We start from the raw sequence: 25,334 nt of genomic DNA, 5'->3' as shown, positions 1-25,334 counted from the left end.
GGCTGGCGCCCCCTCGAAGTCCCGATCATTGGCCGAAATGGCGGCGGACAACAAGATCGCACCGCGCCGCAATGCCGCAGCTTGTCATTGATCAGCATCAAACAGCCGGCCGAAAATGACGTTTACGGTTGAGCCATCTGAAATGGTTGCGCGGGATGATCGGGGTGTCTGATTTTGGTAGCAAGGACTCCACCTCGCCGGTACGCCGACGCACGGGGCTGGACGCGATCAGTGCGGTGAAAATGCCGGAGCTGCTGACCGCCACTGTCGATGCCTGGGCGGAGGCCCATCAACTGTCGCGCTCGGATGCGATCTGCAAGCTGGTCGAGTTCGGCCTGAGGATCGCGCCTCCCACACCGGCATCGGGGTCCACGGTCGTCTCGGACGCGACCAGGCTCGAGGAGCTCGCGGTGCATGAGATCGAGGGACTGCTCGATCCCGCATTGCCGGAGGACGAACGCGAGCGTCGCATCCGCCGCCTCACCGAAGGGCCGCCGGAATTCTCACACGAACGGATTGACCTGCCTAAGCCTCGGACGTGAGCGACTAGTGCAGCTTCTCATCCTCACGGTTGCGCAAGGCGTCGTGAGACGCGTCATGGCAGCCGACCAAGCGCACGAATTGCTGCGGGTACATCTCGTGACCGTGATCGCCGGAATTCTGGTGCGTCATCGGCGGACAACGGACGTCGTCCGGCTTCGCGCGCGATTGCTCCGTCCGGCCCTGATTTGAAGCGGTCATGTTTCGCATGGTCATGCACTGCTCCCTGTCGATTGGGGCAGATCGATTGACGTAACCCAATCGATTGCGGGGGCATCTTACGACCAAATCCGGTCGAATGTCATTGCGCCGAATCAATGCAATTGTGGCGGTGAAGTTCCGCCTTACGCCGTGTTCCCGGCGTCGACCGTGAACACGGTGCCCGTGACGTTGCGGCCGCCATCGCCGAGCAGATATTCCACCATCCGTGCGACGTCTTCCGTCTCCGGCAGCCGGCGCAATGCACTTCGGCCCGCGATGCGTTTGCGTCCTTCGTCGGAGAGATTGTGAGTCAGCTCGGTGTCGATGAAACCAGGCGCAATCGCGTTCACGGTGATGCCGAGCTTGCCGACTTCACGTGCGAGCGAGCGGGTAAAGCCGGTGGCGGCCGCCTTGGTCGCGCCATAGACGGACAGGCCGTTATAGCCGGTCGTCGCGATGATCGAGGAGATGTTGATGATGCGGCCGGCACCATCGGCCATCATCTGCCGTGCGACATATTTGGTGAGAATGATCGGCGACAGCACGTTGAGCTGCACCAGCGCCTCGATCTCGGAATTGTGCATGGTCGCGAGCAGGCCTTCGGTGCCGAGGCCGGCATTGTTGACGAGGCCGTAGATCGGGCCGAATTCGTCGCGCACGAGCTTTGCGAAAGCGGGAATCGCGTCGATCACCGCGAGATCGCAGGCTCGGAAATGCAGACGGCCCTCGGACTCGCCAATGGCGGCCCTGAGCTCGTCGCTCTCGCGCCGCGCTGCGGCAATCACGTTGTAGCCGGTGCCAGCCAGACGCTTGCCGATCGCAAGGCCGATACCGCGGCTGCCGCCGGTGACGAGGACATTATGCATCGGTGCGCGCCAGTTTGCCGGCCGGGGTGACGTCGAGCGTCTCGACGAAGCGGATCACCGCCGGCACCTTGTGGGAAGCGAGCTGCGCGCGGCATTGATCCAGGATCTGGTCGCGAATCTCCTTCGCGCGCGCCTGGTCGGTGCCGTCGGCGAGGATCACGTCGGCGACCACGATGCCGCCGGTGATCGGACTCTTCCGCGACTTGGCCCGCGACATCCGGACGTCGGAATGGCGATTGATGACAGCCTCGATCTCCTCGGGGTGGACCTTCAGCCCACCGATATTGATGATGCCGCCGCGGCGGCCGACGAAATAATAGCGGTCGCCGCGCAGCTCGACAATATCGCCGCTGTCGACAAATCCGTCATCATCGGTGAGTGCGGCGGCGTCGCGGCCGATATAGGCATGTGCGGTGCGCATCGAGCGGATGCGCAGCGAGCCGTCCACGACCTTCATCTCGACGCCGTTGCGGTTGCCGAGATAGTCGGCCGGAAAGCCTTCGAGCCCGTCATTCACGGCGAAGCCGACACCGGCCTCGGTCGAGGCGTAGGCATGGCCGACCGAGGAATTCGGGAATGCCGCCTTCAGGCCGTCGAGCACCGCCTGGTCGGCGATCTCGCCGGAGAGACGGACGTAAGCCGGCGCGAATTGCGCGGCCGAGCCGCTCATCAGAAGCTTGCGCCAGTGCGAGGGCGTGCCGGAGATGTGGGAGACCGCGCGCGCGTTCAGCCGCGCGACGTGATCGGCGAGGGCCTCATGCGGATCCGACAGCACCATGGAGCCGCCGGAGAGGATGGCGCGGAGGAAGATCTGGAGGCCGCCATAGCGGCGAATGTCGTAGAACGTCGCCCACACCGGCGCCGGTCCGCGCGCGGGGCCTTCGGCGACGATCGCGCCGGTCAGCGCTTCCAGCGTATGGCCGGCGATCTTCGGCACGCCTGACGTGCCCGAGGTCAGCATCAGCCATTCGGTGACGCGCTCGGTCTGCGCGGGCGCGGTGGCTTGAAGCGGCAATTGTGCGGTGACGACCAGCGGCACGCCGGTCTCAGCCCAGCGATCGGGCTCGTCGGTGACGACGGCATCGATCCCGGCATCCGCGATCAGCGCGTCCAGATACGCCGGATTGAGATCGGGCGGACACAGCAGCATGCGGCGGGCGATGCCGTCGAGCTCGATCATGGCAAGGCCCGACCGGAGCTGGTCGGACAATTTGAGCAGCACCGCGCGGCCGGACAGCTCGCGCAGGCGGCCGCCCAGGACCGTCTGCGACAGGATGTCGGTCAGCGACACGACATCGTGCGCATCCGACAGCGTACGGCCCTTCAGCTCCGCGCCGAGATGATCGCGAAGCGCAAAGATCTCACGCGGGGACATTTTCGTAGGCCCGCACGAAATCGCCGACCGTGGCGGGGAACGCTGCGTCCTCGGAAATGGTGAACGGATCGACACCGGTCTCGTCCTCGAGCCGAGCGACAAGGATCGCGAAGGCGAGCGAGTCGAAACCCGTCTCGTGCAGGGACAGATCATCCGAGAGCGCGGGAAGCGCGACGTGCTGTTCCTTGGCGATCTGCTGGATCGCTTCAATGACCTTGGACCTTACCGACATGGCTGGCTTGCCTCTTGCTTTGTTGATCGATCGTATGTCTTGCGGCGGCTCTTGATGACCGCCTCCCCATGGCCGTCTGCTTACCCGACAGAAGTAAATGGCTTCTTGGACAATTCAGATAAAATTGGACCTATCTGGCGGATTTTGCCGTGAGTTCAAAGTGAGGTGAGCACTACTCTCTCATTCCCTCCCCCCTTGTGGGGGAGGGGCAGGGAGGGGGGCCACACGGGGACTCCCTCCATCGCTTCCAGGCAGCTTGCGAACTCTCAGACACCTTTTGCTGGGCTACCCCCTCCCTAACCCTCCCCCACAAGGGGGGGAGGGAACGCAGGGAGTTCGTGGCGGCGATTCTCGTTTATCCGTTTAGAACCTGATCGCACCGTCGACGATTTGCGCATAAGCCTCGGAAGTCAGTGCGACATAGTCGCCGGATTTCGGCTCCGCCATGAACAGCGGCTCGGAGATCGCGCCGGGGTCGAATCCCTCGCGCGCGAGCTCGCCCTTCTTCTGCTTGAACGTCTCGGTCGCATCGAGCTCGCGCGAGATGCGGATGAAGACCGGGCGGGCGTAGGCCGGCAGGCGCTGTGCGAGATGCGCGGGCAATGCCGCGACGTCAAATCCCTCGTTCACGACGATTGCGCTCATGCCGGCGCGGCCGTCGGTGCCAGGGATGCTGACGCCGTAAGTGGTGGCGTCGATGACGCCGGTAAAATCGCGCACGGCGTCGTTGACCTCCGAGGTCGCGACGTTCTCGCCCTTCCAGCGAAAGGTGTCGCCGATGCGATCGACGAAATGGAAGAAGCCCTTGTCGTCGAGCCGCATCAGATCGCCGGTGCGGAACCAGGCATCGCCCCTGGCGAAGACGTCACGCAGGATCTTCTTCTCGGTCTCCCCGGCGTCCGTGTAGCCCTCGAAGCGGCCGCCGCCCTGGTCCGCCGTGCCGATGCGGCCGATGGCCTCGCCCGCCTCGCCGCGGGCGGAGGCGATGCAAAGACCCTCTTCATTGCGCAACGGCGCGCCGCTGTCAGGGTCGAGCTTGACGAGGCTCGCGGGGAAACGATGCGCGAGCAGCGGCGGGATGCGGCCGATCGCGCCGGGCTGGCCCTCGACGTTGAACAGCGAGAAATTGCCTTCGGTCGCCGCATAGAATTCGAGGATGCGAGGAATGGCGAAGCGGGTCTGAAAGTCCTCCCAGATGTCGCCGCGCAGGCCGTTGCCGCAGACGAGCCGCAGCCGATGGCGGTTCTCGTATTCCGACGGCGGCGCCTTGAGCAGATAGCGGCAGAGCTCGCCGATATACTGGAACAGCGTGCAGTCGTGCCGCACGATGTCGGACCAGAAATTCGACGCCGAGAACTTGTCCGCGATCACCACCGAGCCGCCGGCGGCCAGCATGCTGCACGGCGCGACGATGCCGCCGACCGAGTGGAACAGCGGCAGACAATCGTAGAGCCGGTCCTGTGGGCCGGCGCCGGTGAGGCCGGCGAACCAAAAGCCCCAATTGAGGATGCGGCGATGGCTGATGCTGGCGGCCTTGGGCAGGCCTGTCGTGCCGGACGTGTAGATCAGCAGCGCGCGATCATCGATGGTGACGTCGCCGTGCTCTCCGGGACAAAGCGGGCCGTCGTCGAGCGCGGCAAGCGCGACGTCGATGGCCCGCTCGCTGCGGGCATCGCCATGGGTCCAGACCTCGGCCTCGGTCTTCAGATGTGGCTTCGCACTCTCCAGCGTCTCCACCAGGTCGTGCGCGACGATGATGTGCAGGGGCCTCGCGACATCGAGGCAATGCGCGAGCGATTGCCCGACAAGCTTTGTATTGATCAGTGCGACCACACCGCCGATCCGGCTGATGCCGAGCCAGGCGGCAACGTAGTCGAGGCCGTTCGGCATGATCAGGCCGACAGTTTCGCCCTTGCTCACACCGACCGAGCGCGCCCAGCGCGCATAGCGGTTGATGCGTTTCGACAAACCTTCGTAGTCGAGCGCTGCGTCATCCGTGATCAGCGCGACGCGGTCGGGCTGACGCTGCGCCCAATCGTCGACGACGTCGGCAAACAGCCGGCCCGGCAGCGTCTCGATCCGCGCGGTCAGCTCGATCGCCTTCAGCCAGATCTTTGACGCCGATGGCGCGCGCGCGGCCTTCGGTTGCTCGATGACGCCGGTGGTCATGCCGTTCATACTTTCGGAACGTGTCTGCTGGTTCCCCAAGCTTAGCCCGCGCGCCCTGCCCAGGTGTTAAGAGACAAGGTAAAAGCCGGTTAGTGCGCGATTAACTCTAGTCATCCTTTACCAAGCCGGTGGGATCGGCGTGCGCCGCAGCGCAATTCTTGCGATACCAAGACGAGTCATTTGGGCGCGCTGCGCGTGTCCTCGCCTCGGCTGCGGGGACAGGGGAATTGGAGACGACCATGATCACCAAGCGACATTTCCTCCACACCGCCGCCTGTGCCGTCGCTGCGCTCGTAGCGCCGCGCGCCTTTGCGATCGGCAACCCCTCCTATCCATCGCGCAGCGTGAAATGGGTGGTGCCTTATGCCCCGGGCGGCGCCACCGACGTGCTGTCGCGGCTGCTCTGCCAGCGCCTGTCCGACCGGCTCGGCCAGACCTTCGTCGTCGAGAACAAGCCGGGCGCCGGCAGCAATATCGGGACGCAGGCGGTCATCACGTCCGCCCCTGACGGCTACACGCTGCTGCTGACCTCGACCGCGAACGCGATCAACGCCTCGTTCGATCCTTCGCTGCCGTATGATTTCGCCAAGAGCATCGCGCCGATCGCGGGTGTCGCGCGGATTCCGCTGGTGCTGGTCGTCAACAACGACCTGCCGGTGAAGACCGTCGCCGACTTCATCGCCTACGCCAAGGCCAATCCCGGCCAGATGTCGATCGCTTCCTCCGGCATCGGCACCTCGCTGCATCTGTCCGGCGAGCTGTTCAAGTCGCTGGCCGGCGTGCGGTTCACCCACGTCCCCTATCGCGGCTCGGCGCCGGGCCTGACCGACGTGATGAGCGGCCAGATCCAGGGCATGTTCGACAACGTCACCTCGTCCTTCGAGCTGGTGCGCGCCGGAAAGCTGCGCGCGCTCGGCGTCACCACGCGCGAGCGTTCGGAGATCCTGCCGGACGTGCCGCCGATCGCGGAGACGCTGCCCGGCTACGAGACGAGCTCATTCTACGGCGTCGGCGCCCCGCACGACACGCCGCGCGAGATCGTCGATCTTCTCAATCGCGAGATCGACACCGCGCTCTCCGACGCCGAGATCAAGGTCCGCATCGCCGAACTCGGCGCGATCCCGCTGCACGGCAATGCCGGCGAGTTCGGCGGCATGCTGACGGCGGAGACCGAGCGCTGGCGCAAGGTGGTCGAGCTGTCGGGGATCAAGAAGGAATAGCGTTTCCCGAGGTGCAAGCCACGCCTCCGCAGCGGCGTCAGTCTGCCGCGAATTCGAGGTTGAACCGGATTGGATTGACGGGAGTGGTGACGAACTTAACGCTTTTGCCGCTCAACCCGGCGAACGGACCCGAACCGAATTTGACGATCCCCTTGCCCGAGGACTCGACGCCAATGGGCTTGCCGTCCTTCATGACCGCCTGAGCGGAGCCTTCGATCAGTTGCGTGACGAGACGTCCACCGGGAATCCGGTGCACGCCACCACCGAATACGATGATCGCTTTTGGGCCGTCCCATTCCACCGCATTGGAGGCGGAATAGACCGCGCCTTTCAGCAGGCCATCGACACCGACGCAGACGTAGTCCTGAGTCACCAAATTGTGGTCGGGGCGGTCGCCGATCGGCTCCTGGCTATAGAAACCGGCGGTGCTGCATTCGTAACGCGCGATCATGTCCGCGCGGGCCGGCTGGGAAACGGCGATCAAACCAAAGGCCGCGCCGATGAGCGTGATAACGGTGCGCTTGTTCATGCAGATGTCCTCGCCTCAAGCGCCCGATCTAACAGGCCGGCGTGATGCCGGGCTCCTGATGCCGAGCTTCGAGACAAGGGTGACGAGGATTGCAATTCCGCGCGTTGATCTGGGTCAACCGCAGGAGGCGCTGGCGACTGGTGAAAGCACAGGGATTGGTGGCCGCGTAGTCAGCGCTAGCCGCTTCGCCTGTGACGCTGGCGCGGCGACGGCACGCTGACCGGATAATACGGATTGAGATCGCAGGTCGCGGCGCGGCCCGCCGCCGTGGCGCGACACTGCGGCAGCGAGGTGAAGGAGCAGTCATACCACTCCCCGCCGCCGCCGCTCGAGCCGGAATAGACGTGCATGCAGACGGGATAGCGGGGATCGAAGGTTTGCGCATGCGACGGCGCGGCCGCGACCACCGCACCGATGCTTACGATCAGGCCGAACGAGAAACGCATGAGCAGTGCTCCAGCGTGCCGCATCGCGGATCGCTATTGTTGCACCTTCTTGTGACGCCGGCGCGGCGGCGGCGGAGGCTCGTCAAAAGCGTAATAGGGATTGAGGTCGCAGCTCGCGGAGCGGCCCGACGCCGTGGCGCGGCACTGCGGCAGCGAGGTGAAGGAGCAGTCGTAATAGTCGCCGCCGCCGCCCCAACCGCCGGGCGTGTAGACGTGCATGCACACCGGATAGCGCGGGTCATAGGTCTGGGCGCGCGCATCTGCCGCAGCAAACAGCGTGACAATCGCGGTGAGGGTCAGGATCGGCAAACGCATGGAGACATCCTCGAATCGGTAGCGTCGGCGGATCGGGTGCCGACGGCCTGATATGGCATAACACCACGCCGGAGGCGACTGTTCCGAAGTACAGATGACGGCAAGGTGAGGCGGTGCGCCGCGGCGCTATCCGCCGAGCCCCTGCAACACGAGCCGGTTCAACCTCGCCGCAAACGCCGCCGGGTCCTCCGGCAACTCGCCGTCCAGGATCTGCGCCTGCTCGAGCAGGAGCAGGCTGAGATCGTCGACGGCCTTGGAGCCGGCCTGAGCCTTGGTGATCGCCCCCACCATCGGATGGCGCAGATTGATCTCGAGGACCGGCTTGGCGCGCATGCCGCGGTTCTGCTGCGACAGGATTCGCTCGAGCTCGCGGCTCGGCCCCTGGCTGTCGGCAACGAGGCAGGAGGCCGAGCTGGTGAGGCGCGTGGACGCCTTGACGTCGCTGACGCGCTCGCCGAGGGCGGCCTTGATCACCGCGATGGTGGCGGCCTCGTCCGCCTCCGGCTCGTCCTTCTTCGCCTCGTCCGTCGCGTCGACGCGCGGGATCAGGTCGAGATTGAGATCGCCCTGGCTCAGCGACTTCAGCGGCTTGCCCTCGAACTCCGTCGGCATCGAGGTCCAGAAGGCATCGACCGGATCGGACAGCAGCAGCACCTCGATGCCGCGCGCGGTCGCCGCCTCGAGCCGCGGGTTGGACTTCAGCCGTTCGATGCTGTCACCGACGAGATAATAGATCTCGGTCTGGTTCGGCTTGAAATCGGCGACAACCTGCTTCAGCGACCGCTTCTCGCCCGTCGTGGTGGTGAAGCGCGACAGCGCCAGCAGCTTTTCGCGACGCTCGAAATCCTCGTAGATGCCCTCTTTCAGCACCGCGCCGAAAGCATCCCAGATCTTCGCGAAGTTCTCCGCGTCCTTCTCGGCGAGGCCCTCGAGCTCGGACACGACACGGGTCGCCACGGCCTTGCGGATCTGCACGAGCTGCGGATTGTTCTGGAGCATCTCGCGCGAGATGTTGAGCGGAAGATCCTCGCTGTCGACGACGCCGCGGATGAAGCGCAGATAGCCCGGGAGCAGATCGGCATCATCGGTGATGAAGACGCGGCGGACATAGAGCTTGACGCGCCCCTTGCGCGAGGGCTCGAACAGGTCGAACGGCTTGGTCGACGGCGCAAACAGCAGCACAGCGTAGGAGTAGCGGCCCTCGGCGCGGTAGTGCAGCGTCATCGCAGGGTCGTCGAAGGCGGAGGCGATCTGCTGATAGGCCTTCTTGTAGTCCTCGGCTGAAAGCTCCGATTTCGATCGCTGCCACAGCGCGCTCGCCGAGTTGATCTGGCGCGGCTCGCCCTCTTCCGGCACCAGCTCGATGGGAAACAGGATGTTGTCGGAATAGGCACCGACGATGCGCTCGATCTCGTAGGTCTCGAGATATTTCTTGGCGTCGTCCTTCAGGTGCAGGACGATCTCGGTGCCGCATGTCACGCGCGCCGCGTCTTCCTCGCTGGCCCGCGCGATCTCGAAGCCGGAGCCGCCGGAGGACGTCCAGCTCCAGACGTCGCTCTCGCCGGCGCGGCGGCTGACGACGACGATCTTGTCGGCGACCATGAAGGCGGAATAGAAGCCGACGCCGAACTGGCCGATCAGGCCGAGGCCGTCCTTGGCCTCCTTCAGCTTCGAGACGAACGCCTTGGTGCCGGAGCGGGCGATGGTGCCGAGATGGTCGATCAGCTCCTGCCGCTCCATGCCGATGCCGTTATCGGCGATCGTGAGCGTTCCGGCCGTCTTGTTCGGGATGATGCGGATCTTGAGCGCGTCGCCCTCGCCCAGCAGCGCGGGACTTTCGATCGCCTCGTAGCGGAGCTTGTCACAGGCATCCGAGGCGTTGGAGACGAGCTCGCGCAGGAAGATGTCGGTCTCCGAATAGACGGAGTGCACCATGAGGTGCAGCAGCTCGGAAACCTCGGCCTGGAAGGGCTGCGTATGCACAGCTGTATCTGACGTCGTCATGCGTTTACCCGGTCAATCAAAAGGGGAAAACCGGGATATAACGCGATGGGACGGCGGATCAAGAGGACGTGAGCAGCCGTCCCTGCCCGCGGCAGAGGCAGCCTGTCCCTTGACCTGTCCCTTGGCCTGGGGCGATCAGGTCACGCAGCGGCCCGGCTGGAGCAGCTTGGCGACCTCGGTCAGGGAGCTGACCATCGGCTCGCAGGCGATGGTCGGCTTGTTGCGGCCCTGCTTCTGATTCTGGTTCTGGAGCGTCACCGGCGGCTTTGCATTGCCGGTCTCGATCACCGCGGGGACCCGCAGCAGCACCGAGGTATCGGCAAGGTCGTTCAGCCGCATCGACACGGTGCGGGTGGGAACCGCCGCCGACTTGATCTCGGCGAGCCGGTCGGCCTTGCCGGTCCGATTGACGTCGTGGCCGGGCTTGTCGGCGACCGCCTGCCAGCGGTCGGCCAGATCATGGCCGGAGGCCAGTTGCACCTGCGCCGCGCCGAGCATCGCGGCAATCGCGGCGGCGCCCAAAAATACCTTTTGAATCTGTGACATGGCTGTCGACCCCTCGCCCCATGGCGATCGCGGGAACAACGCAGCCGGAGGAGCGGGGGTTCTCGGCAGTCACGATCACTTAACCGTGTGCGAAAAAGGTCGCGCCGCGAAAAATATTTCGGGAGCCCTGGAACGACTTCCGCGCCTGGGAGTCGTATCAACAGCCGGCTATTCCCCCCTGCCCCATAAGCCGGCGACGTAGGGCGCGACTGTGGTGATGCCAGTCGCGCCTTACTTTTTTTCTTTTCTTATTGGGCGAGAGAATTTTGGCACCCTCTCGGCCGCCTCTGCCCCATGGCAGAAGCTCTTTCCAAGCCGAATTTTCCTCGTCCCTGAAGTCCGCGACGCGCGGTAGAGGTTTCCGGCCCGATCATCGCCTTGAGATTACTGCAGTTCGCGGCGGGCAAGGGGGCCTTCAATAGGCTCGACGTATTTGCCGAATTCGGGATCAACCTTCGCCGCGGCCGGCAGCTCGAGCGGATTGCGAGCGCGAAGGCGCGGAGAAAAGAGCAGGTCGGATTTCGGAAACGCCCGCTAGATCAGCCGTAGCGGCTGAAAAATTGCGACTTGGACCCACTATCATTTTGACCCCCTGCCTCCGCGTGGGCATGATGGAAACGAGAACAGCGCGTTCGGCACTTCTCTGATCCGCCACCAGCGACAGTGGGTTGGAATATTGCCATGGAGCAGGAGCGGCCGGTTCGTCTTGAACGCAGGCTATCAGCGATAATGGCCGCTGACGTGGCGGGCTATTCGCGGCTAATGCACCATGACGAAGAAGCAACCCACTCCAAATTGACAAGTCTCCTTGCCGAAGGGGTCGCGCCTGCCATCTCCGAACACGGAGGCCGGATCGTGAAGAACACCGGCGATGGGTTCTTGGCAGAGTTTCCAAGCGCGGTCGAAGCGGTTCGCGCCGCAGTGCAGTTTCAGACTCGCATCAGGGAGCTTACCGCCGCCGATGCGGAAGAACGACGAATTGCCTTTCGCGTCGGCATCAATGTAGGCGATGTGATTGTCGAACCGCATGATGTTTTTGGTGACGGCGTCAATATCGCGGCACGGCTAGAGAGTATCGCTGACCCCGGCGGAATCTGCATTTCCTCGTCTGCCTACGATCACATCAGGGGCAAGGTCGGCATTGAGTTTGCAAATTGTGGAGAGCAGACTTTCAAGAATATTGATCTTCCGATCCAAACCTATGCCGCCCTCCTAGATGGCCTCTACCCCCAAAGACCCGTTGGCGCGAAGGTGCCCCGCTCACCGCCCCGCCTCTCCATTGTCGTGCTGCCTTTCGCCAATCTTAGCGGCGACCCCTTGCAGGATTATTTCGTCGATGGCGTGACCGAGAGCCTGACCACCGACCTGTCGCGCATCAGTGGATCGCTCGTGATCGGCCGCCACACTGCATATACCTACAAAGGCAAGCCGATCGACCTGAAGCAGATTGGCCGCGACCTTGACGTTCGCTACGTGCTCGAAGGGTCCGTACAGCGCAGCGGAGACCGCTTTCGAGTGAATGTCCAACTGGTCGACACTGAAACAGGAAGCCACCTCTGGGCGGACCGCTTTGACAAACCCCTAGCCGATCTCTTCGAGATGCAGGACGAAATTGTGTCGAGATTGGCCAACGCGCTTAATGCCCAACTTATCGCTGCGGAGGCACGGCGGGCGGAACGCTCATTGCAACCGAGCGCGTTGGACTTTTATTTCCAAGGAATGGCCCTTTGGAACAAGAGTTGGACTTCTCCTCACCTGAGGCAGGCTCGAAGCTTCTTTGAGCGGGCCTTGGGACTTGAGCCGGATAACGTTGAGGCATTGGTAGGGATCGCGCTGGTCGATGCGGCAATGGCTAGCGTTGTTTTCGCTGATGACCCTTGCCGATATTTCGCGGCGTCAGAGGCGGCTTCAATGAAAGCGCTTTCGTTAGACCCGCAACACGCTCTCGCTCACATGGCTTTAGGCGTCGTGCAAGTATGTACGCAGCGCGCGGAGAAAGGAGTTGCCGAATGCGAGCGCGCACTGGCTCTGAACCGAAATTTGGCGGAGGCTCATGCTCTCTTTGGCGTCGCAAAAATGCTTCTCGGTCACCCAGAAGAAATGGAGGGATACGTACGAGATGCATTGCGCCTGTCTCCACGTGACGACGGCGCACATCGGTGGCTGTGCTGCGTTGGCTTAGCCAAATTATGCCTCGGAGCCGAGGGCGAGGCGATTGAGTGGTTACGGCGAAGCATAAAGGCCAACCCAAACTACCCCGTTGCCCATTTTGTATCAGCAGCGGTTCTAGCCCTCATCGGAAAGATGGATGATGCGGTGGCAGCCAAGCGAGACGGACTTGCACTGGATCCCGCTTTCGCCATTCGTCGCCTGAAGAATGTTTGGCTTTCGGACGATCCTACATTCCGCGCAGGAAGCAGGCGCCTCGTAAAGGGCCTGCACATGGCTGGAGTTCCGGAATAGTTGTGATGCCAGTCGCGCCTCTCGAGCAGCCGAGGCCGCCGCGATCAGGGCGGGCCGAAAGGCCATACCAAGCAGATCAAGCTGGCATCAGCGGGTGCGTATCCTGAGCCTCTACACGATCATGAAATTCGATGCGTGCAATTGGCTGATCGCGGTATCAACGAAGTCAATGGACCCTGCGTTAGAACCGCTCCCCAGCGCGAGCAGGGTCCCGCCGTGTCCATCGCTCCTAAGCGCGCTCATGATGTCGGCGACGGAGTGATAATCGCCCACACCGTTCGCAAGAGCGACGATTCCGAGCGTGTCATTGCCAAATCCGGAGATCGTATCGACCTGGCTGCTGGAATTGACGGAGACGGTCAGACCCGTGCCGTGATCGATGATGTCGACATGGGCCGGGCCATTGATGATCGCCTGATTGCCAAACCCGGCAAAGTTAAACTGGTCTGACCCGCCATTGACCGTAATGACGTCCTGGCCAATTTGGTTTGTCACATTTGCCTGGGACCCGTTGAGCACCACGTGATTGGCAGCTCCGCCAAGCATGATTGTATCGTGGCCCGCGCCAGCAACGACGTTGTCCGATCCGCTGCCGGCTATGATCGTGTTCGTTCCCGAGCCGACGGTGATCTGGTTTCCCATCCCGCCGAGATTCACGGTATTGTTGCCGTCACCGAGAGTAACGCTGTTGGCGCCATCTCCACCCGCAACGACATCATTGCCATTCCCCAGCATGACCGTGTTGCCATATCCAGAGAGCGTCACCCGGTCGTTGCCGTTGCCGGCGGTCGTTTGGCTTGCACCGTCACCGGGATGGACAATATCGTTGCCGTTACCCAGCGTGATGACGTTCCCGTATCCGCTGGCGTCGATGGTGTCATTGCCGTTACCGAGCGCAATCGTCGTGGCGCCTGTCGATCCCGTCACCGTAACATTGCCGTTGCCGCCGGTGACGTGGTTGACGATCCCCTGCAGATAGACGGCGCTGTCGCCGCTCGGCACATCAACCGTACCGTATAATCCGGCGTAGATCGTGTCGCTGCCGCCATTGCCGTGGATGGTATTGAACATGCCATAGGCGTGGATGATGTCGTTGCCCGTCGTACCCTGAATGATCGCATAACCGGAGGCCGGGCCGTCGATCGTCGTGGTACCGGCTTGATGCGTGTCCGTGACAGAGGTGTTGGTGTCGCTGACGGTCAAGCCGACGCTGCTTGTGTCGCTCAGAGTGAACGTGGTCGTTACGCTGCCATCTCCGTGCGGCGAGGCTACAAACGTGAGGGCGTGCAACTCGGCGGTCAGGTTGGCAGCGCTGGTTGCCGCCAGCTCGTAGGTTCCGTTTCCAAGCGAGATCAGTCCTGACCCGGACAGGATGCCAGCCGCACCTGCGAGCGTGATGATCAGGCTGTCCGTTGCCGCTGCGTTTGGATCCGTGATCGTTACGGTCGCGAATGGATTGATAGCAGCTTGGTTGCTGGTCGCTTGTCCCGATACGGCTCCAGCGATGGCCGGCAAGGCCGCGGCTGTCAGCAGAATGCCGCCGGAGCTGTCTTTCGCGATGCCGAAGCGCGTGACCGAAGTATCCGCCAGTGTAAAGGTCTCGCTGGCCGCACCGTTGCTGACCGTGAGCTTCGAGCCGGATACAGTCACCGTTGCGCCGCTCGTATAGGACAGCCCGGACAGGTCGATCTGGTCACCGAGCGCGATGCCCTTGATCTGGCTTGCAAAGGCCGATGAGCCCGAAACCAGCTTCTGCTCGATCTTGAGCGTGCCTTGGCCAGAGAAGGTGATCGTGTCATCGGAAATCGCGCCGGCCTTGAGATCAAGCGTGCCGCCGGCGATCGTGGTCGCGCCGGCAATGCCACCGGCTTCGACGAGTTCTGTGGCTCCACGAAGAACCGTCGAAGCGTTCGCGGTGCCCTGATCGAGCACATCAAGCGTGCCGCCGTTCAGGATAGTGGAGGTGACGATGCCGCCGTCCGAGACAGAGACGCTTCCTGAGTTGAGGACTGTCCCGCTCGCCGCGCTGGCGTCGACCGCCGGTGCACTCGGGTCGTTCGTAGGGTCTGCAACGGATCCCGAAACCGTCATCACGCCACCATTGATGGTGGCTTTCTTGGCGATCCCCGCCCCGAACAGGTGCAATTGGCCGCCGCTGCCGACAACGGCAAAATCGACTTCGCTTCTGAAGACGATGCCGTACGGGCCTCCGGGAGGATAATAGATCGTCTCTCCCGAAGCGTTGATGACACCACCCGAGTTGACGACAGTGCCGCTGGCAAAGCCCCCATTGGTGAGATTCTGGACACCCCCGGCATTGACGGTGGTTGACGTCACGATGCCGGTATCGACGTCCTGCTCGGCGCCATTGTTGACAGTGGTGTGATCGGCCCGCCCTGGACCCGGCGCATCGTGCAGGTAAATGCCGGCGACACGTTGGATACCGCCCGTGTTGATCGTGGTGTAGCTCGCGGTGGATGCAAGCCCGACATTCTGCTCGCCGCCATTGATGACCGTGTTGCTGGCGGTGGCCCCTAAGTCGTAGTTGCCCAGGATCTGCTTACCGCCCGCTGATATCGTCGTGTTCGTGGCCGTACCGAACACCTTGAACAAGATGCCGTCCGATACGGTGAAGCCGTTTTCCGTGTAGCCATAGTCGGCAACAAACGTTGCGCCACTCTGGAAGGTCGTGATGGACAGCGTCGCGCCAGCTTCAGCGATGAGCGTTGCGCCCGCGGAAATGACGCTGTTACTGAGCACACCACCGTCCAGGACGGCCAGCGTCACGCTCTTCGGGACAGTGAATCCGTTTTCAATCGTGCCGTTGCCGATCTGCAATGTGCTGCCGGCGTTGAAGACCGTGCCCGAAAAATCGGCGTTACCAAGCACGACAAGCCCGCCGTACTGATTGACGGTCGTGTTGATCGCCGTCGCGCCCGCGGACAGCACCATCGTTCCGTAATTGATCGTCGTGCCCGTTGCCGTGCCACCTGCATCGACATTCAGCGTGCCGAAGTTCTGGAGTATCGTGCCCGACACCAACGCTCCGTCCGACACCGTCAATGTTCCAAAACCTTCAACGATGGTGCCGGTCGCCATGCTGGCGTCGACGGCCGGCTGGCCGGGGACATTGGCGAACGGATCCGGGATCGATCCCGAGACAGTCATGACGCCGCCGTTGACGATGGCGTTCACTGCGGTCCCGCCGCCAGTGACGTCGAGCTCGCCCTGGTAGTTGATGGTTGCAACGGTCGCCACGCTTCGGATCACCGGCTCCGGGTACACGGGCGCCGTTTCCACAGTTTCACCCGAAACCCTGAGAACACCGCCAGAATTGACGATGGTGCCGCTGGCGCTGCCGCCATTCGTCACGTTCTGAACGCCACCGGAATTGACGGTCGTCGTCGTTGCGATGCCCGTGTCGACGTCCTGCTCGCCGCCGCCATTGATCGTGGTGTGATCGACCTCGCCCGGGGTTGGACCTTCATGGATATATTCGCCCGTGACACGCTGGACGCCGCCCGCGTTGATGGTCGTGTAGCTGGCGACGCCGTCAAAGACGACGTCCTGTTCTCCGCCGTTGATGACAGTGTGGGTTGCCGTGCTCGTTGCGAAGGATCCGCCGACCGTCTGCAAGGCGCCGGCCAGGATCGTCGTGCTATCGACGGAGATGCCGCCACTGACATCCATCGTGTCGCCGTCATGGAGCGTCATGCCACTGGCGGGAGGAATAACCGTCATACGAATGCTCCGCGTTCGGTGCTTGGAAAATCAAACGAGCAAAGCAAAATCATGCGACGACCATTCAACCTAAAACTGCGCTAGCTGAGAATGCCTGTCAAGCAGACCCTATTTTTCAATGAAGATTTTGAACGGCGTCTTGCGCGTTCTCTGCTGACAATGCCGTGACGTGCGCGCGCGCGAGTATTGCCGGATGAATTTATCAGCAGCGTAACGAAAATTACGGCGACCACGCGCATTCAAGATTTGCGCGAGGCATCCGCGTGAGAAGCCGATCATAGCGCATCGAAAGTTCCGTTATCGTTCCGCGCTACGCTGGCCACTCTCGGAGCCTCTACGCAGCGGCAACAGGCTATCATCGCGATGCGTGGCGGCATCTGCCGCAATGTTTCCCTCGCACCGGCTCTGCCGCAACGATGATCGGCAACCCAAGCTTCCTGGAGAGCTCATCGGCAACGATGCGCAACAAGATATCGACGGGAGCCGCCCGGCACAAAGCCAGTCGCGCTTACTCTGGTCCGGGGCTTACTTCGCCTTCCCCGCCAGCCACTCCCGCCCCTCGCCGTAGAGCTTCTCGACCTCGGCACCGGTGAGGCCCGGCATGTCGCGCTTCACCTTGTAGCCGATCAGCTCCTGCATGTAGGCGAGATGGCGGTAGCCTTCGGGCAGCGCGGCGAGCGCTTGCTGGTCGAGGCGGAGCGTCGCGGCGGGATCGACCGGGTCGATCCGGTCCTTCTCGTAGATCGGCTGGCGGCGGACGATGCCCCATTTTCCCTGCCGCTTCTCCAGGAAATCGTAGAAGCGCCCGGTGCAGACGACGTCGCAGAGCACGTCGTGCACCAAAGCGCGCTGCGAGATGGTCATCTTGGTCTGCGCAATGGCGTGCTCGCCGGACAGATCGATGCTGGTGCCGCCGAGGAAATGCAGGATGCGCACGCCCTTTGCGAACCCCTCCTGGCTGACGCGGATGAAATCCCGCGCCGGCCCCTGAAACCAGGTGGCGGACATCCAGCCTTCCTCGTGCCAGACGGTCGCAAACCGCTCCCAGTCGCCGGCATCCCGCCAGACCGCCCAGTTTTCGACGAGGTCGCGGATGGCGAGACGATCGAGGAGTTGCGGGTCCATGGTACGTCTCTCCGGGCGGCTTGAGGCTGCGATGGATGTCATCGGCCCGACGTATCAACGGGGCAATTGGGTTGCCGTCAAGCGCCCGATGCTTCACCACCGTTCGAATTGCCCACAGCGAGAGAAACGCGATACGAGCAACGAGCCTTGCAATCAACCTGGCCGCGACTAATATCCGCACCGATGCAGATGAAATTCCCTTTATTGGCCGCGTTTCTCGGATTACTCGCGGTTTCCCCCACACACGCGCAAACAGATTTGCAGACCGAACGCGCGACGGCCTGGAAGGCAAGACTGTCGGCGCACATAGCCGGCTACCGTCAATTTCCGGCTGAAGCACTGGGGCAAACCGGCGAGGCCAGGGTCACATTCGTCATCGACCGGTCCGGCAGGTTGATCTCACAGGCTCTGGCCGTAAGCACCGGCTCTCGGCCACTCGACGTTGCCGCGCTGCAGATCGTCGCTCGTGCCCAACCGTTTCCGGCGCCGCCTTCGGAGCTCAAGGATGAGTCACTCACGTTGACAGTGCCGATTGTCTTCAATGGCCGTCAATTCCAGCTGCAACCTTCCGGGCTAGTGCTGAGCAGGCCCGGTCCTGTGCTCACGGAGGAGGATGCCATGGCCGCCTGGCGGAAGGTGGCCACCGAACATGTCTGGCGTCACAGGGTGTTTCCTTCGGAGGCGATGGGTCAGATAGGCAATGCTGGCGTCACATTCGTGATCGACCGCTCGGGCAAATTGATCTCGCACGCTTTGGTGGAAAGCACAGGCTCCCCGCCCCTGGATGCAGCAGCTCTCAAAATGGTGGAGCGAAGCGAACCATTCCCGAAGCCGCCTCCCGAGGCCAAGGACGACCTCCAGCGGATTACCATCTTCATGACTCTCGACGGCGTGCAACGCTTGGTCGAGCCCGGGCCGTGGGCGGACGAGGCCAAATTGAAGGCCAAGATCAACAGCGTCTGCCGAGGTTGTTGAACAGGGTATCGGCAAACAAAAAACGGCGCGCCTTGCGACGCACCGTCTTCTTGTTCGATACAGGTCTTCTTACGCCGCCGGCGCCTTGGGCGTGCGGTTGCGCGAGTTGCGCTGGAAGAACAGCGCCTGGCTTGCCACCGCCGACACCATCGCCGGCTGGAACGGCTTCGAGATCAGGAACGCGGGCTCCGGGCGCTCGCCGGTGAGGAAGCGCTCCGGGTAGGCGGTGATGAACACCACCGGCACCTCGAAGGTACGCAGCAATTCGTTGACCGCGTCGAGCCCCGACGAGCCGTCAGCGAGCTGGATGTCGGCGAGGATCAGGCCCGGCCGCCTGTTCTTGGCCAGCGCCACGGCATCGGCATGCGTGCGCGCGACGCCGACGACGTTGTGGCCGAGATTCTTCACCAGGCTCTCGAGGTCCATGGCGATGAAGGTCTCGTCCTCGATGATCAGCACGTCGGTGGCGATCTCCGCCGCCATCTCGCGCCCCGCGGCGTCCGCGAGCCGCCGTGTCTCGGCGACATCGGTGCTGAGGATGAAGGCGACCTCCTCTTCCGAAAATCCCTCGAGCGAAAGCAGCAGGAAGGCCTGCCGCGGCAGCGGCGTGATGTTCGACAGCCGCCGCTCCGGCGGCATCGGCAGGGTGGTCACCTCGGCGTCGTCGTTGACGGAGACGGAATTCCAGATCTGGGTGAACAGCCGGAACAGGCCCGCGCGCGGGCCATGGCTTTCGTCGAGCACGGCGGGATCACCGAGCATGGCTTCCAACATGGCTGCGACATAGGCGTCGCCGGAAGCCTGGCTGCCCGTCAGGGCGCGTGCATACCGGCGCAACAACGGCAAGTGTTCAGCGACAAGCTGTGAACGGGACATCCCCACTCCATTCATCTTCGGACCGACCTTAGAGAAGACTTTAGAGACATCACGAGGGGAGGCCCGGGTTCCCCTGCTGGGGCTGACTACGCCTCAGGGTAAGAAAAGTTCCGCAGCCGGCGGAACTTTTTCTCGAACCTGGAATTGTGCCTATCCAGGGAACGGCTCCCGGTTGAGGAAACTTCTCGAATTTACAGTCACTTAACTCGGGGAAACGTGGAACAGGTCATGAAAGATCTCAAGTCTCAAGCCAGCAAAAGCACGACCCCCGGCAAGGGAGGGCTCACTCCGGAGATCCAATCCCGGATCGGGCATCAGCTCCGCGCCATGTACGACGACGTCGTACGGCAGGGGGTTCCAGATCGGTTCGCAGAACTGATCAAGAAGCTTGATGCGCCGGGAGCGACATCCCAAGTGGGAAATGAGGGCGGATCCAACGACAACAACAATGGGAGGGATTAATGCCTCTCACGGACTCCCTGCGTAACGACATCCTCGCGGCCGTGCCAAGTCTGCGCGCGTTCGCGATCTCGCTCAGCGGCAACGCCGACCGCGCCGACGATCTGGTGCAGGAAACGCTGTTGCGCGCGCTTGCCAACATCGACTCGTTCCAGCCCGGCTCCAACCTGCCGGCCTGGCTGTTCACGATCCTGCGCAATCTGTTCCGCTCCGACTATCGCAAGCGGCGGCGCGAGGTCGAGGACGCCGAGGGCAATTATGCGAAGACGCTGAAGACTCAGCCCTCGCAGAACGCGCATCTCGAGTTCGAGGAGTTTCGCACCGCGCTCGAGAAGCTTCCGCAGGACCAGCGCGAAGCGCTGATCCTGGTCGGCGCGTCCGGCTTCTCCTATGAGGACGCGGCCTCGATCTGCGGCTGTGCGGTCGGCACGATCAAGAGCCGGGTCAACCGGGCGCGCTCGAAGCTCGCCGCGCTGCTCTATGTCGACGGCGCCGAGGATTTCGGGCCCGACGAGACCGTGCGCGCCGTGATCGGCGGCAGCGGCGGATAGCGGCACGCGTCAACCGGACTGAGACGACAAGCATGAAGGCGGCCGTTTCCGCGGCCGCCTTGATGCGCGCGTGAGTATCGGGCGTGCCGCTCGATCACTCGTCCACGAATGTCACGGTGTCAGCGACGCTCGCCCGCGAGGTGCGGTAGCTGTTGACCTTGTGGGCGTGGTCCGCATAGCCGAACGAGATGCCGCAGACGACGCGGCGGTCATCGGGCAGATTGAAGTGACGGCGGATCAGGCCGGAGTGGCGCGCCAGCGCCGCCTGCGGAATCGTGCCGAGCCCGAGCGCCTGGGCGGCCAGCATGAAATTGGAGACATAGGCACCGCAATCGATCGCGCCGTAGATGCCGAGCGGCTCGTTGGTGTGGATGACTGCGACATGCGGCGCGCCGAAGAAATTGTAGTTCTCCAGCGCCTGCCTGGCGTAGCCGCTTCTGTCGCCGCGGGGAATCCCGAGCGTGTTGTAGAGCTGAAAGCCGCTCTCACGGCGGCGATCGAGATAGACGCCGACATATTCGCGCGGCGGGGTGAAATCGTAATCGTCGCCGAGTCCGCTGGAGGCTTCCTTGTAGATCAGCCGGCGAAAGCGCTCCTTGGCCTCGCCGCTGGCGATGATGACCTGCCAGGGCTGGCTGTTGCACCAGGACGCGGTGCGCTGCGCGGTGGTCAGCACGTGCTCGATGGTGGCGCGATCGACCTCTTTGGGAAGGAAAGCGCGGACGGAGTAGCGCTCGTTGAGCAGCTCTTCGAGCACGCCGATGCGGTTATTCTGATTCACTTTTGCGTCCATTGATCAGCTCGCATTGTTCTCTTCGTAGGGTGGGCAAAGGCGCCATAGCGCCGCGCCCACCAACAGACCTACCTCGGCGCACCTGCATATGGTGGGCACGCTTCGCTTTGCCCACCCTACGATACTAGCGTCCCTTGGTCGGGATCTTGTTATACGGCACGTCCTTGTCGACGCGGATGTCGCCCGGCAGGCCCAGCACGCGCTCCGCGATGATGTTGCGCAGGATCTCGTCAGTGCCGCCGGCAATGCGCATCGAGGGCGAGGACAGCAGCATCTGCTGGAACTGGCCCTGCACCGTCTCCTCATCGCTGCCCGTGAGAACGGCGGCCGCACCCTGGAGGTCCATGGCGTAGGTCGCGATGTCCTGGAGCATCATGCCCGAGACCAGCTTGCCGATCGAGTTCTCCGGACCCGGCTGCTCGCCTTTCGACAGCGCCGAGATCGCGCGGTAGCTGGTATATTTCAGCCCGCTCGACTTCACCGCCCAGCTCGCAAGCTTCGAGCGCACCGCGGGATCGTCGATGGCAAGCCCGTCCTCCAGCATCAGGTTCGAGCAGAACTCGAACATCTCAGGCACGCCGGTCGCGAGCCGCGAGCCGATCGACATGCGCTCGTTCATCAGCGTGGTCAGCGACACGCTCCAGCCCTCGCCGACGGCGCCGAGCCGCTGGCTGTCTGATATCACCACGTCGGTGAAATAGACCTCGTTGAACTCCTGCATGCCGTTGGCCTGCTTGATCGGCCGCACCTCGACGCCCGGGCTCTTCATGTCCAGGAAGAACATGGTGAGGCCCTTGTGCTTGGGTACGCTCGGATCGGTGCGCGCGATCAGAAGACCGAAGTCGGAATAATGCGCGCCCGAGGTCCAGATCTTCTGGCCGTTGACGACCCAATTGTCGCCCTTCTTCTCCGCACGCGTGCGCAAGCCCGCAACGTCAGAGCCGGCCGAGGGTTCAGAGAACAGCTGGCACCAGATCTCCTCGCCCGAGGCGAGCTTCGGCAGATGGCGACGCTTGGCGTCCTCGCTGCCCCAGGCCATCACGGTCGGCCCGCACATGCCTTCGCCGATCTGGAACGGCTGCGTCAGCTTGCCGTAGACGCCCTCCTCCTGCTGCCAGATCACGCGCTCGATCGGCGTGGCGCCGCGGCCGCCATATTCCTTCGGCCAGTGCAGGCAGGCCCAATTGCCCTCGAACTTCTTCTTCTGCCAGGCCTTGCCGACATCGACGATGTCGTGCTTCGCAAGCCGGATGCGACCAAGCGAGGATTTTGACAGCTCGGCATGCAGCTCCTTCGGCGCGTTGGCCTCGACCCATTGGCGCGCAGTCTCGCGGAATGCGGCTTCCTGCGGGGTATCGTCGAAATTCATGGCGGACCTCTAACCTCTTCCCTTCGTCGGGATCTTGTTGAACGGCACGTCCTTGTCGACCCGGATGTCGCCCGGCAGGCCCAGCACCCGCTCGGCGATGATGTTGCGCATGATCTCGTCGGTGCCGCCTTCGACACGGGTGCCCGGCGCACGCAGCAGCATGGCCTGGAAACGGCCGGCGAGTTCGGCATCCTCGGGGCCGCTGAGGACACCGCTCGCGCCCTGCAAGTCCAGCGCGTAGGCCGCGACGTCCTGGATCATCGAGCCCGCCACCAGCTTGCCGATCGAATTTTCCGGCCCCGGCCGCTCGCCCTTCGACAGCGCCGAGATCGCGCGCATGCTGGTGTAGCGCAGCCCGCTCGCCTTCACCGCCCAGTTCGCCAGCTTCGAGCGCACGGCGCGATCCTCGATCGCCGGACCGTTGTCCAGCATCAGGCTGGAGCAATAGTCGAACAACTCAGGGAAACCGGTCGAGACGCCCGCGCCGATCGACATGCGCTCGTTCATCAGCGTGGTCAGCGAGACGTTCCATCCGTCATTGACCTCGCCGAGGCGCTGATGGTCGGGAATCCGCACGTTGGTGAAATAGACCTCGTTGAAATCGGAGGCGCCGCTCGCCTGCTTGATCGGCCTGACCTCGACGCCCGGGCTCTTCATGTCCAGGAAGAACATGGTGAGACCCTTGTGCTTGGGCACGGTCGGATCGGTGCGGGTGAGCAGGATGCCGTAATCGGAATAATGCGCGCCTGATGTCCAGATCTTCTGGCCGTTGATGACCCATTCATCGCCGTCCTTCTCCGCCCGCGTGCGCAGGCCCGCGACGTCGGAGCCGCCGGCGGGCTCGGAGAACAGCTGGCACCAGACCTTTTCGCCGGAGGCGAGCGGCGGCAGATAGCTGCGCTTGTGCTCCTCGCGTGCGAACGCCATCATGGTCGGCCCGCACATGCCGTGGCCGATGATGAACATATGGGAGAGTTTTCCGAACGGGCCCTCTTCCTGCTGCCAGATCACGCGCTCGATCGGCGAGGCGCCGCGGCCGCCATACTCCTTCGGCCAGTGCAGGCAGGCCCAGCCGGCATCGGCCTTCTTCTTCTGCCAGGCCTTCGCGACCTCGAGAATGTTGGCGTTCTTGAGCTGGGTGCGGCCGAGCGAGGATTTGCGCAGCTCTTCCTCGTACTGCTTCGGCGCATTCGCCGATATCCAGGCACGCGCGGTGGCGCGGAATTCGGCTTCCTGGGGGGTGTCGTCGAAGTTCATGGTGCTGTTCTCTCTGTCATTCCGGGGCGCGCCCAGCGCGAACCCGGAATCTCGATGCTATTCACTCATCTCCGGATTCCGGGTTCGCCGCGTTGCGGCGCCCCGGAATGACGACAACATCAAGCCGCGTTCTTCTTGCGCATGCGGTCGATCAGCTGGTCTTCCCAATAGGACAGGCTGCCGAGGGCCAGCGCCATCGCGTTGGCGCGGCGGTAGTACATGTGGCAGTCGAACTCCCAGGTGAAACCCATGCCGCCGTGCACCTGGATGTTGTTCTTGGCGCAGTGCTGGAACGCCTGCGTGGCGCTGATGCGGGCGGCGGCGGCGGCTTCCGGCAATTCGGATGCATTGGTCGAAAGCGCCCAGGCGCCGTAATAGCTGTTCGAACGCGCCAGCGTCGCCGAGACATACATGTCGGCCAGCATGTGCTTGACCGCCTGGAACGAGCCGATCTGGCGGCCGAAGGCGATGCGGTCGAGCGCGTAGTCGCGGCCCATCTCCAGCGCGCGGTCGGAGCCGCCAACCTGCTCGAAGGCGCACAGCACGGCGGCACGGTCGAGCACCTGGGTGAGGATGCTCCAGCCCTCGCCGGCAGCGCCCAGCGGCTCGGCCTTGCAGTCCTTGAAAGTGATCTCCGCCTGGCCACGAGTCGGATCGAGGTTGGTCAGGCCTTTCACCTCGACGCCGTCGCCCTTGAGATCGACCAGGAATAGCGAGATGTCGCTCTCACGCCCGCTCGAACCCGTGCGAGCTGCAACGACGGCGAAGTCGGCGATCGCGCCATCGGCCACAGGCTTCTTGACGCCGTTAAGCACGCCATTCGCAGCAGCGAGCTTGATGGCCTTCGGCGACGGATTGCCCTTGCCCTCGAACAGCGCCAGCGTCCCGATCGCCTCGCCCGAGGCAATTGCCGGCAGCCATTTTTTCTTCTGCGCGTCGCTGCCGGCGATCAGCAGTGCTTCGGCGGCGAGATAAACGGTCGAGGAGAACGGCACCGGCGCGTTGGCCCGGCCCACCTCTTCCGCGATCACGCAAAGCTCGAGATGGCCGGCGCCGGCGCCGCCGAATTCCTCGGGGATTGCGACGCCGAGAAATCCCATCTCGGCAAGCCCCTTCCACAGCTCCTTGTCGTAGGGCGCCTTGCCGTCGAGCACGACGCGCACCGCCTTGGGCGGGCATTTTTCGGTGAGGAATTTGCGCGCCTGATCGCGAAGCTGCTTCTGGTCGTCGGAGAAGTCGAAGTTCATGGCGGGCTACCTTTGTTTATTCGTTGTCATTTATT

General features: G+C 63.3%; 23 protein-coding genes. 6 read left to right on the top strand and 17 right to left on the bottom strand.

Translation table 11 applies throughout. The features are described from left to right. The first annotated feature begins 155 nt into the window (after nt 1-155). Nucleotides 156-542, top strand: a complete 387-nt coding sequence (locus AAFG50_RS05460) for a hypothetical protein (protein WP_028173836.1) — start codon at nt 156-158, stop codon at nt 540-542. Nucleotides 543-546: 4 nt separating this feature from the next. On the opposite strand, the gene AAFG50_RS05455 is transcribed toward AAFG50_RS05460, so the two are convergent. From AAFG50_RS05455 to AAFG50_RS05435, 5 genes are all read right to left on the bottom strand, one after another. Next, complete coding sequence (locus AAFG50_RS05455; protein WP_028173835.1) at nt 547-756, bottom strand: hypothetical protein; 210 nt, start codon at nt 754-756, stop codon at nt 547-549. Nucleotides 757-884: 128 nt separating this feature from the next. Continuing rightward, nucleotides 885-1,607: an SDR family NAD(P)-dependent oxidoreductase gene (locus tag AAFG50_RS05450; RefSeq protein ID WP_028173834.1), complete on the bottom strand. Its 723-nt coding sequence runs from the start codon at nt 1,605-1,607 to the stop codon at nt 885-887. Next, complete coding sequence (locus AAFG50_RS05445) at nt 1,600-2,982, bottom strand: fatty acid--CoA ligase family protein (RefSeq protein ID WP_028173833.1); 1,383 nt, start codon at nt 2,980-2,982, stop codon at nt 1,600-1,602. Before AAFG50_RS05445 ends, AAFG50_RS05450 begins: the two co-directional genes overlap by 8 nt. Continuing rightward, on the bottom strand, nt 2,969-3,214 hold the full coding sequence (locus AAFG50_RS05440; protein ID WP_007597226.1) for an acyl carrier protein: 246 nt from the start codon (nt 3,212-3,214) through the stop codon (nt 2,969-2,971). The genes AAFG50_RS05445 and AAFG50_RS05440 overlap by 14 nt, the downstream gene beginning before the upstream one ends. Before the next feature lie 363 nt (nt 3,215-3,577). Then, nucleotides 3,578-5,392 carry a long-chain-acyl-CoA synthetase gene (locus tag AAFG50_RS05435; RefSeq protein ID WP_028173832.1) on the bottom strand — a complete coding sequence of 605 codons (1,815 nt, stop codon included), beginning with the start codon at nt 5,390-5,392 and terminating at the stop codon, nt 3,578-3,580. Between the two features lie 230 nt (nt 5,393-5,622). On the opposite strand from AAFG50_RS05435, the gene AAFG50_RS05430 reads away from it, so the two are divergent. Then, entirely contained in the window at nt 5,623-6,603 is a 981-nt protein-coding gene (locus AAFG50_RS05430; protein WP_028173831.1) for a tripartite tricarboxylate transporter substrate binding protein, read from the top strand. A gap of 37 nt (nt 6,604-6,640) precedes the next feature. Here the strand turns inward: AAFG50_RS05430 and AAFG50_RS05425 are convergent, their stop codons facing one another. From AAFG50_RS05425 to AAFG50_RS05405, 5 genes are all read right to left on the bottom strand, one after another. Further along, nucleotides 6,641-7,132, bottom strand: a complete 492-nt coding sequence (locus AAFG50_RS05425) for a hypothetical protein (RefSeq protein ID WP_028173830.1) — start codon at nt 7,130-7,132, stop codon at nt 6,641-6,643. Between the two features lie 176 nt (nt 7,133-7,308). After that, entirely contained in the window at nt 7,309-7,578 is a 270-nt protein-coding gene (locus tag AAFG50_RS05420) for a DUF3551 domain-containing protein (RefSeq protein WP_028173829.1), read from the bottom strand. 33 nt (nt 7,579-7,611) lie between these two features. Beyond that, the gene (locus AAFG50_RS05415; RefSeq protein WP_028173828.1) at nt 7,612-7,893 is read right to left on the bottom strand and encodes a DUF3551 domain-containing protein; all 282 of its coding nucleotides are present in this window, start codon (nt 7,891-7,893) and stop codon (nt 7,612-7,614) included. 126 nt (nt 7,894-8,019) lie between these two features. Next, complete coding sequence (gene htpG, locus AAFG50_RS05410) at nt 8,020-9,897, bottom strand: molecular chaperone HtpG (RefSeq protein ID WP_028173827.1); 1,878 nt, start codon at nt 9,895-9,897, stop codon at nt 8,020-8,022. A gap of 135 nt (nt 9,898-10,032) precedes the next feature. Further along, nucleotides 10,033-10,443 carry a hypothetical protein gene (locus tag AAFG50_RS05405; protein ID WP_028173826.1) on the bottom strand — a complete coding sequence of 137 codons (411 nt, stop codon included), beginning with the start codon at nt 10,441-10,443 and terminating at the stop codon, nt 10,033-10,035. A gap of 681 nt (nt 10,444-11,124) precedes the next feature. Here AAFG50_RS05405 and AAFG50_RS05400 point away from each other — a divergent pair. Further along, nucleotides 11,125-12,906 (top strand): adenylate/guanylate cyclase domain-containing protein, encoded by a 1,782-nt coding sequence (locus tag AAFG50_RS05400; RefSeq protein ID WP_028173825.1) that lies wholly within the window; start codon nt 11,125-11,127, stop codon nt 12,904-12,906. Nucleotides 12,907-13,017: 111 nt separating this feature from the next. Here the strand turns inward: AAFG50_RS05400 and AAFG50_RS05395 are convergent, their stop codons facing one another. Together AAFG50_RS05395 and AAFG50_RS05390 are read right to left on the bottom strand one after the other, a co-directional pair. After that, nucleotides 13,018-16,647, bottom strand: coding sequence for a hypothetical protein (locus AAFG50_RS05395; RefSeq protein WP_028173824.1), 3,630 nt, complete (start codon nt 16,645-16,647; stop codon nt 13,018-13,020). 525 nt (nt 16,648-17,172) lie between these two features. Next, nucleotides 17,173-17,772, bottom strand: coding sequence for a nuclear transport factor 2 family protein (locus AAFG50_RS05390; protein ID WP_028173823.1), 600 nt, complete (start codon nt 17,770-17,772; stop codon nt 17,173-17,175). Between the two features lie 183 nt (nt 17,773-17,955). Between AAFG50_RS05390 and AAFG50_RS05385 the strand changes: the two genes are divergently transcribed. Continuing rightward, nucleotides 17,956-18,747 (top strand): energy transducer TonB, encoded by a 792-nt coding sequence (locus tag AAFG50_RS05385; protein WP_028173822.1) that lies wholly within the window; start codon nt 17,956-17,958, stop codon nt 18,745-18,747. Nucleotides 18,748-18,816: 69 nt separating this feature from the next. On the opposite strand, the gene AAFG50_RS05380 is transcribed toward AAFG50_RS05385, so the two are convergent. Next, a complete protein-coding gene (locus AAFG50_RS05380) occupies nt 18,817-19,623 on the bottom strand; it encodes a response regulator (RefSeq protein WP_028173821.1) in 807 nt (268 codons plus the stop codon). Nucleotides 19,624-19,851: 228 nt separating this feature from the next. Here AAFG50_RS05380 and AAFG50_RS05375 point away from each other — a divergent pair, with 228 nt between their 5' ends. Next, nucleotides 19,852-20,085, top strand: coding sequence for a NepR family anti-sigma factor (locus tag AAFG50_RS05375; protein WP_028173820.1), 234 nt, complete (start codon nt 19,852-19,854; stop codon nt 20,083-20,085). Next, a complete protein-coding gene (locus AAFG50_RS05370; RefSeq protein WP_011090521.1) occupies nt 20,085-20,633 on the top strand; it encodes a sigma-70 family RNA polymerase sigma factor in 549 nt (182 codons plus the stop codon). The genes AAFG50_RS05375 and AAFG50_RS05370 overlap by 1 nt, the downstream gene beginning before the upstream one ends. Nucleotides 20,634-20,727: 94 nt before the next feature. Here AAFG50_RS05370 and AAFG50_RS05365 read toward each other — a convergent pair whose 3' ends face one another. The 4 genes from AAFG50_RS05365 to AAFG50_RS05350 form a co-directional block, all read right to left on the bottom strand. Beyond that, the gene (locus tag AAFG50_RS05365; protein ID WP_011090522.1) at nt 20,728-21,426 is read right to left on the bottom strand and encodes a nitroreductase; all 699 of its coding nucleotides are present in this window, start codon (nt 21,424-21,426) and stop codon (nt 20,728-20,730) included. 124 nt (nt 21,427-21,550) lie between these two features. Continuing rightward, nucleotides 21,551-22,795: an acyl-CoA dehydrogenase gene (locus tag AAFG50_RS05360; RefSeq protein WP_028173819.1), complete on the bottom strand. Its 1,245-nt coding sequence runs from the start codon at nt 22,793-22,795 to the stop codon at nt 21,551-21,553. Nucleotides 22,796-22,804: 9 nt separating this feature from the next. Next, the gene (locus AAFG50_RS05355; protein ID WP_028173818.1) at nt 22,805-24,052 is read right to left on the bottom strand and encodes an acyl-CoA dehydrogenase; all 1,248 of its coding nucleotides are present in this window, start codon (nt 24,050-24,052) and stop codon (nt 22,805-22,807) included. 119 nt (nt 24,053-24,171) lie between these two features. Continuing rightward, nucleotides 24,172-25,299 (bottom strand): acyl-CoA dehydrogenase family protein, encoded by a 1,128-nt coding sequence (locus AAFG50_RS05350; protein ID WP_028173817.1) that lies wholly within the window; start codon nt 25,297-25,299, stop codon nt 24,172-24,174. Between the last annotated feature and the right edge of the window lie 35 nt (nt 25,300-25,334).

Source organism: Bradyrhizobium sp. B039, assembly GCF_038965675.1.
Lineage (GTDB): Bacteria > Pseudomonadota > Alphaproteobacteria > Rhizobiales > Xanthobacteraceae > Bradyrhizobium > Bradyrhizobium diazoefficiens.
The sequence above is the reverse complement of the archived record's forward strand: the minus strand, read 5'-3'. Positions and strand labels throughout refer to the sequence as shown.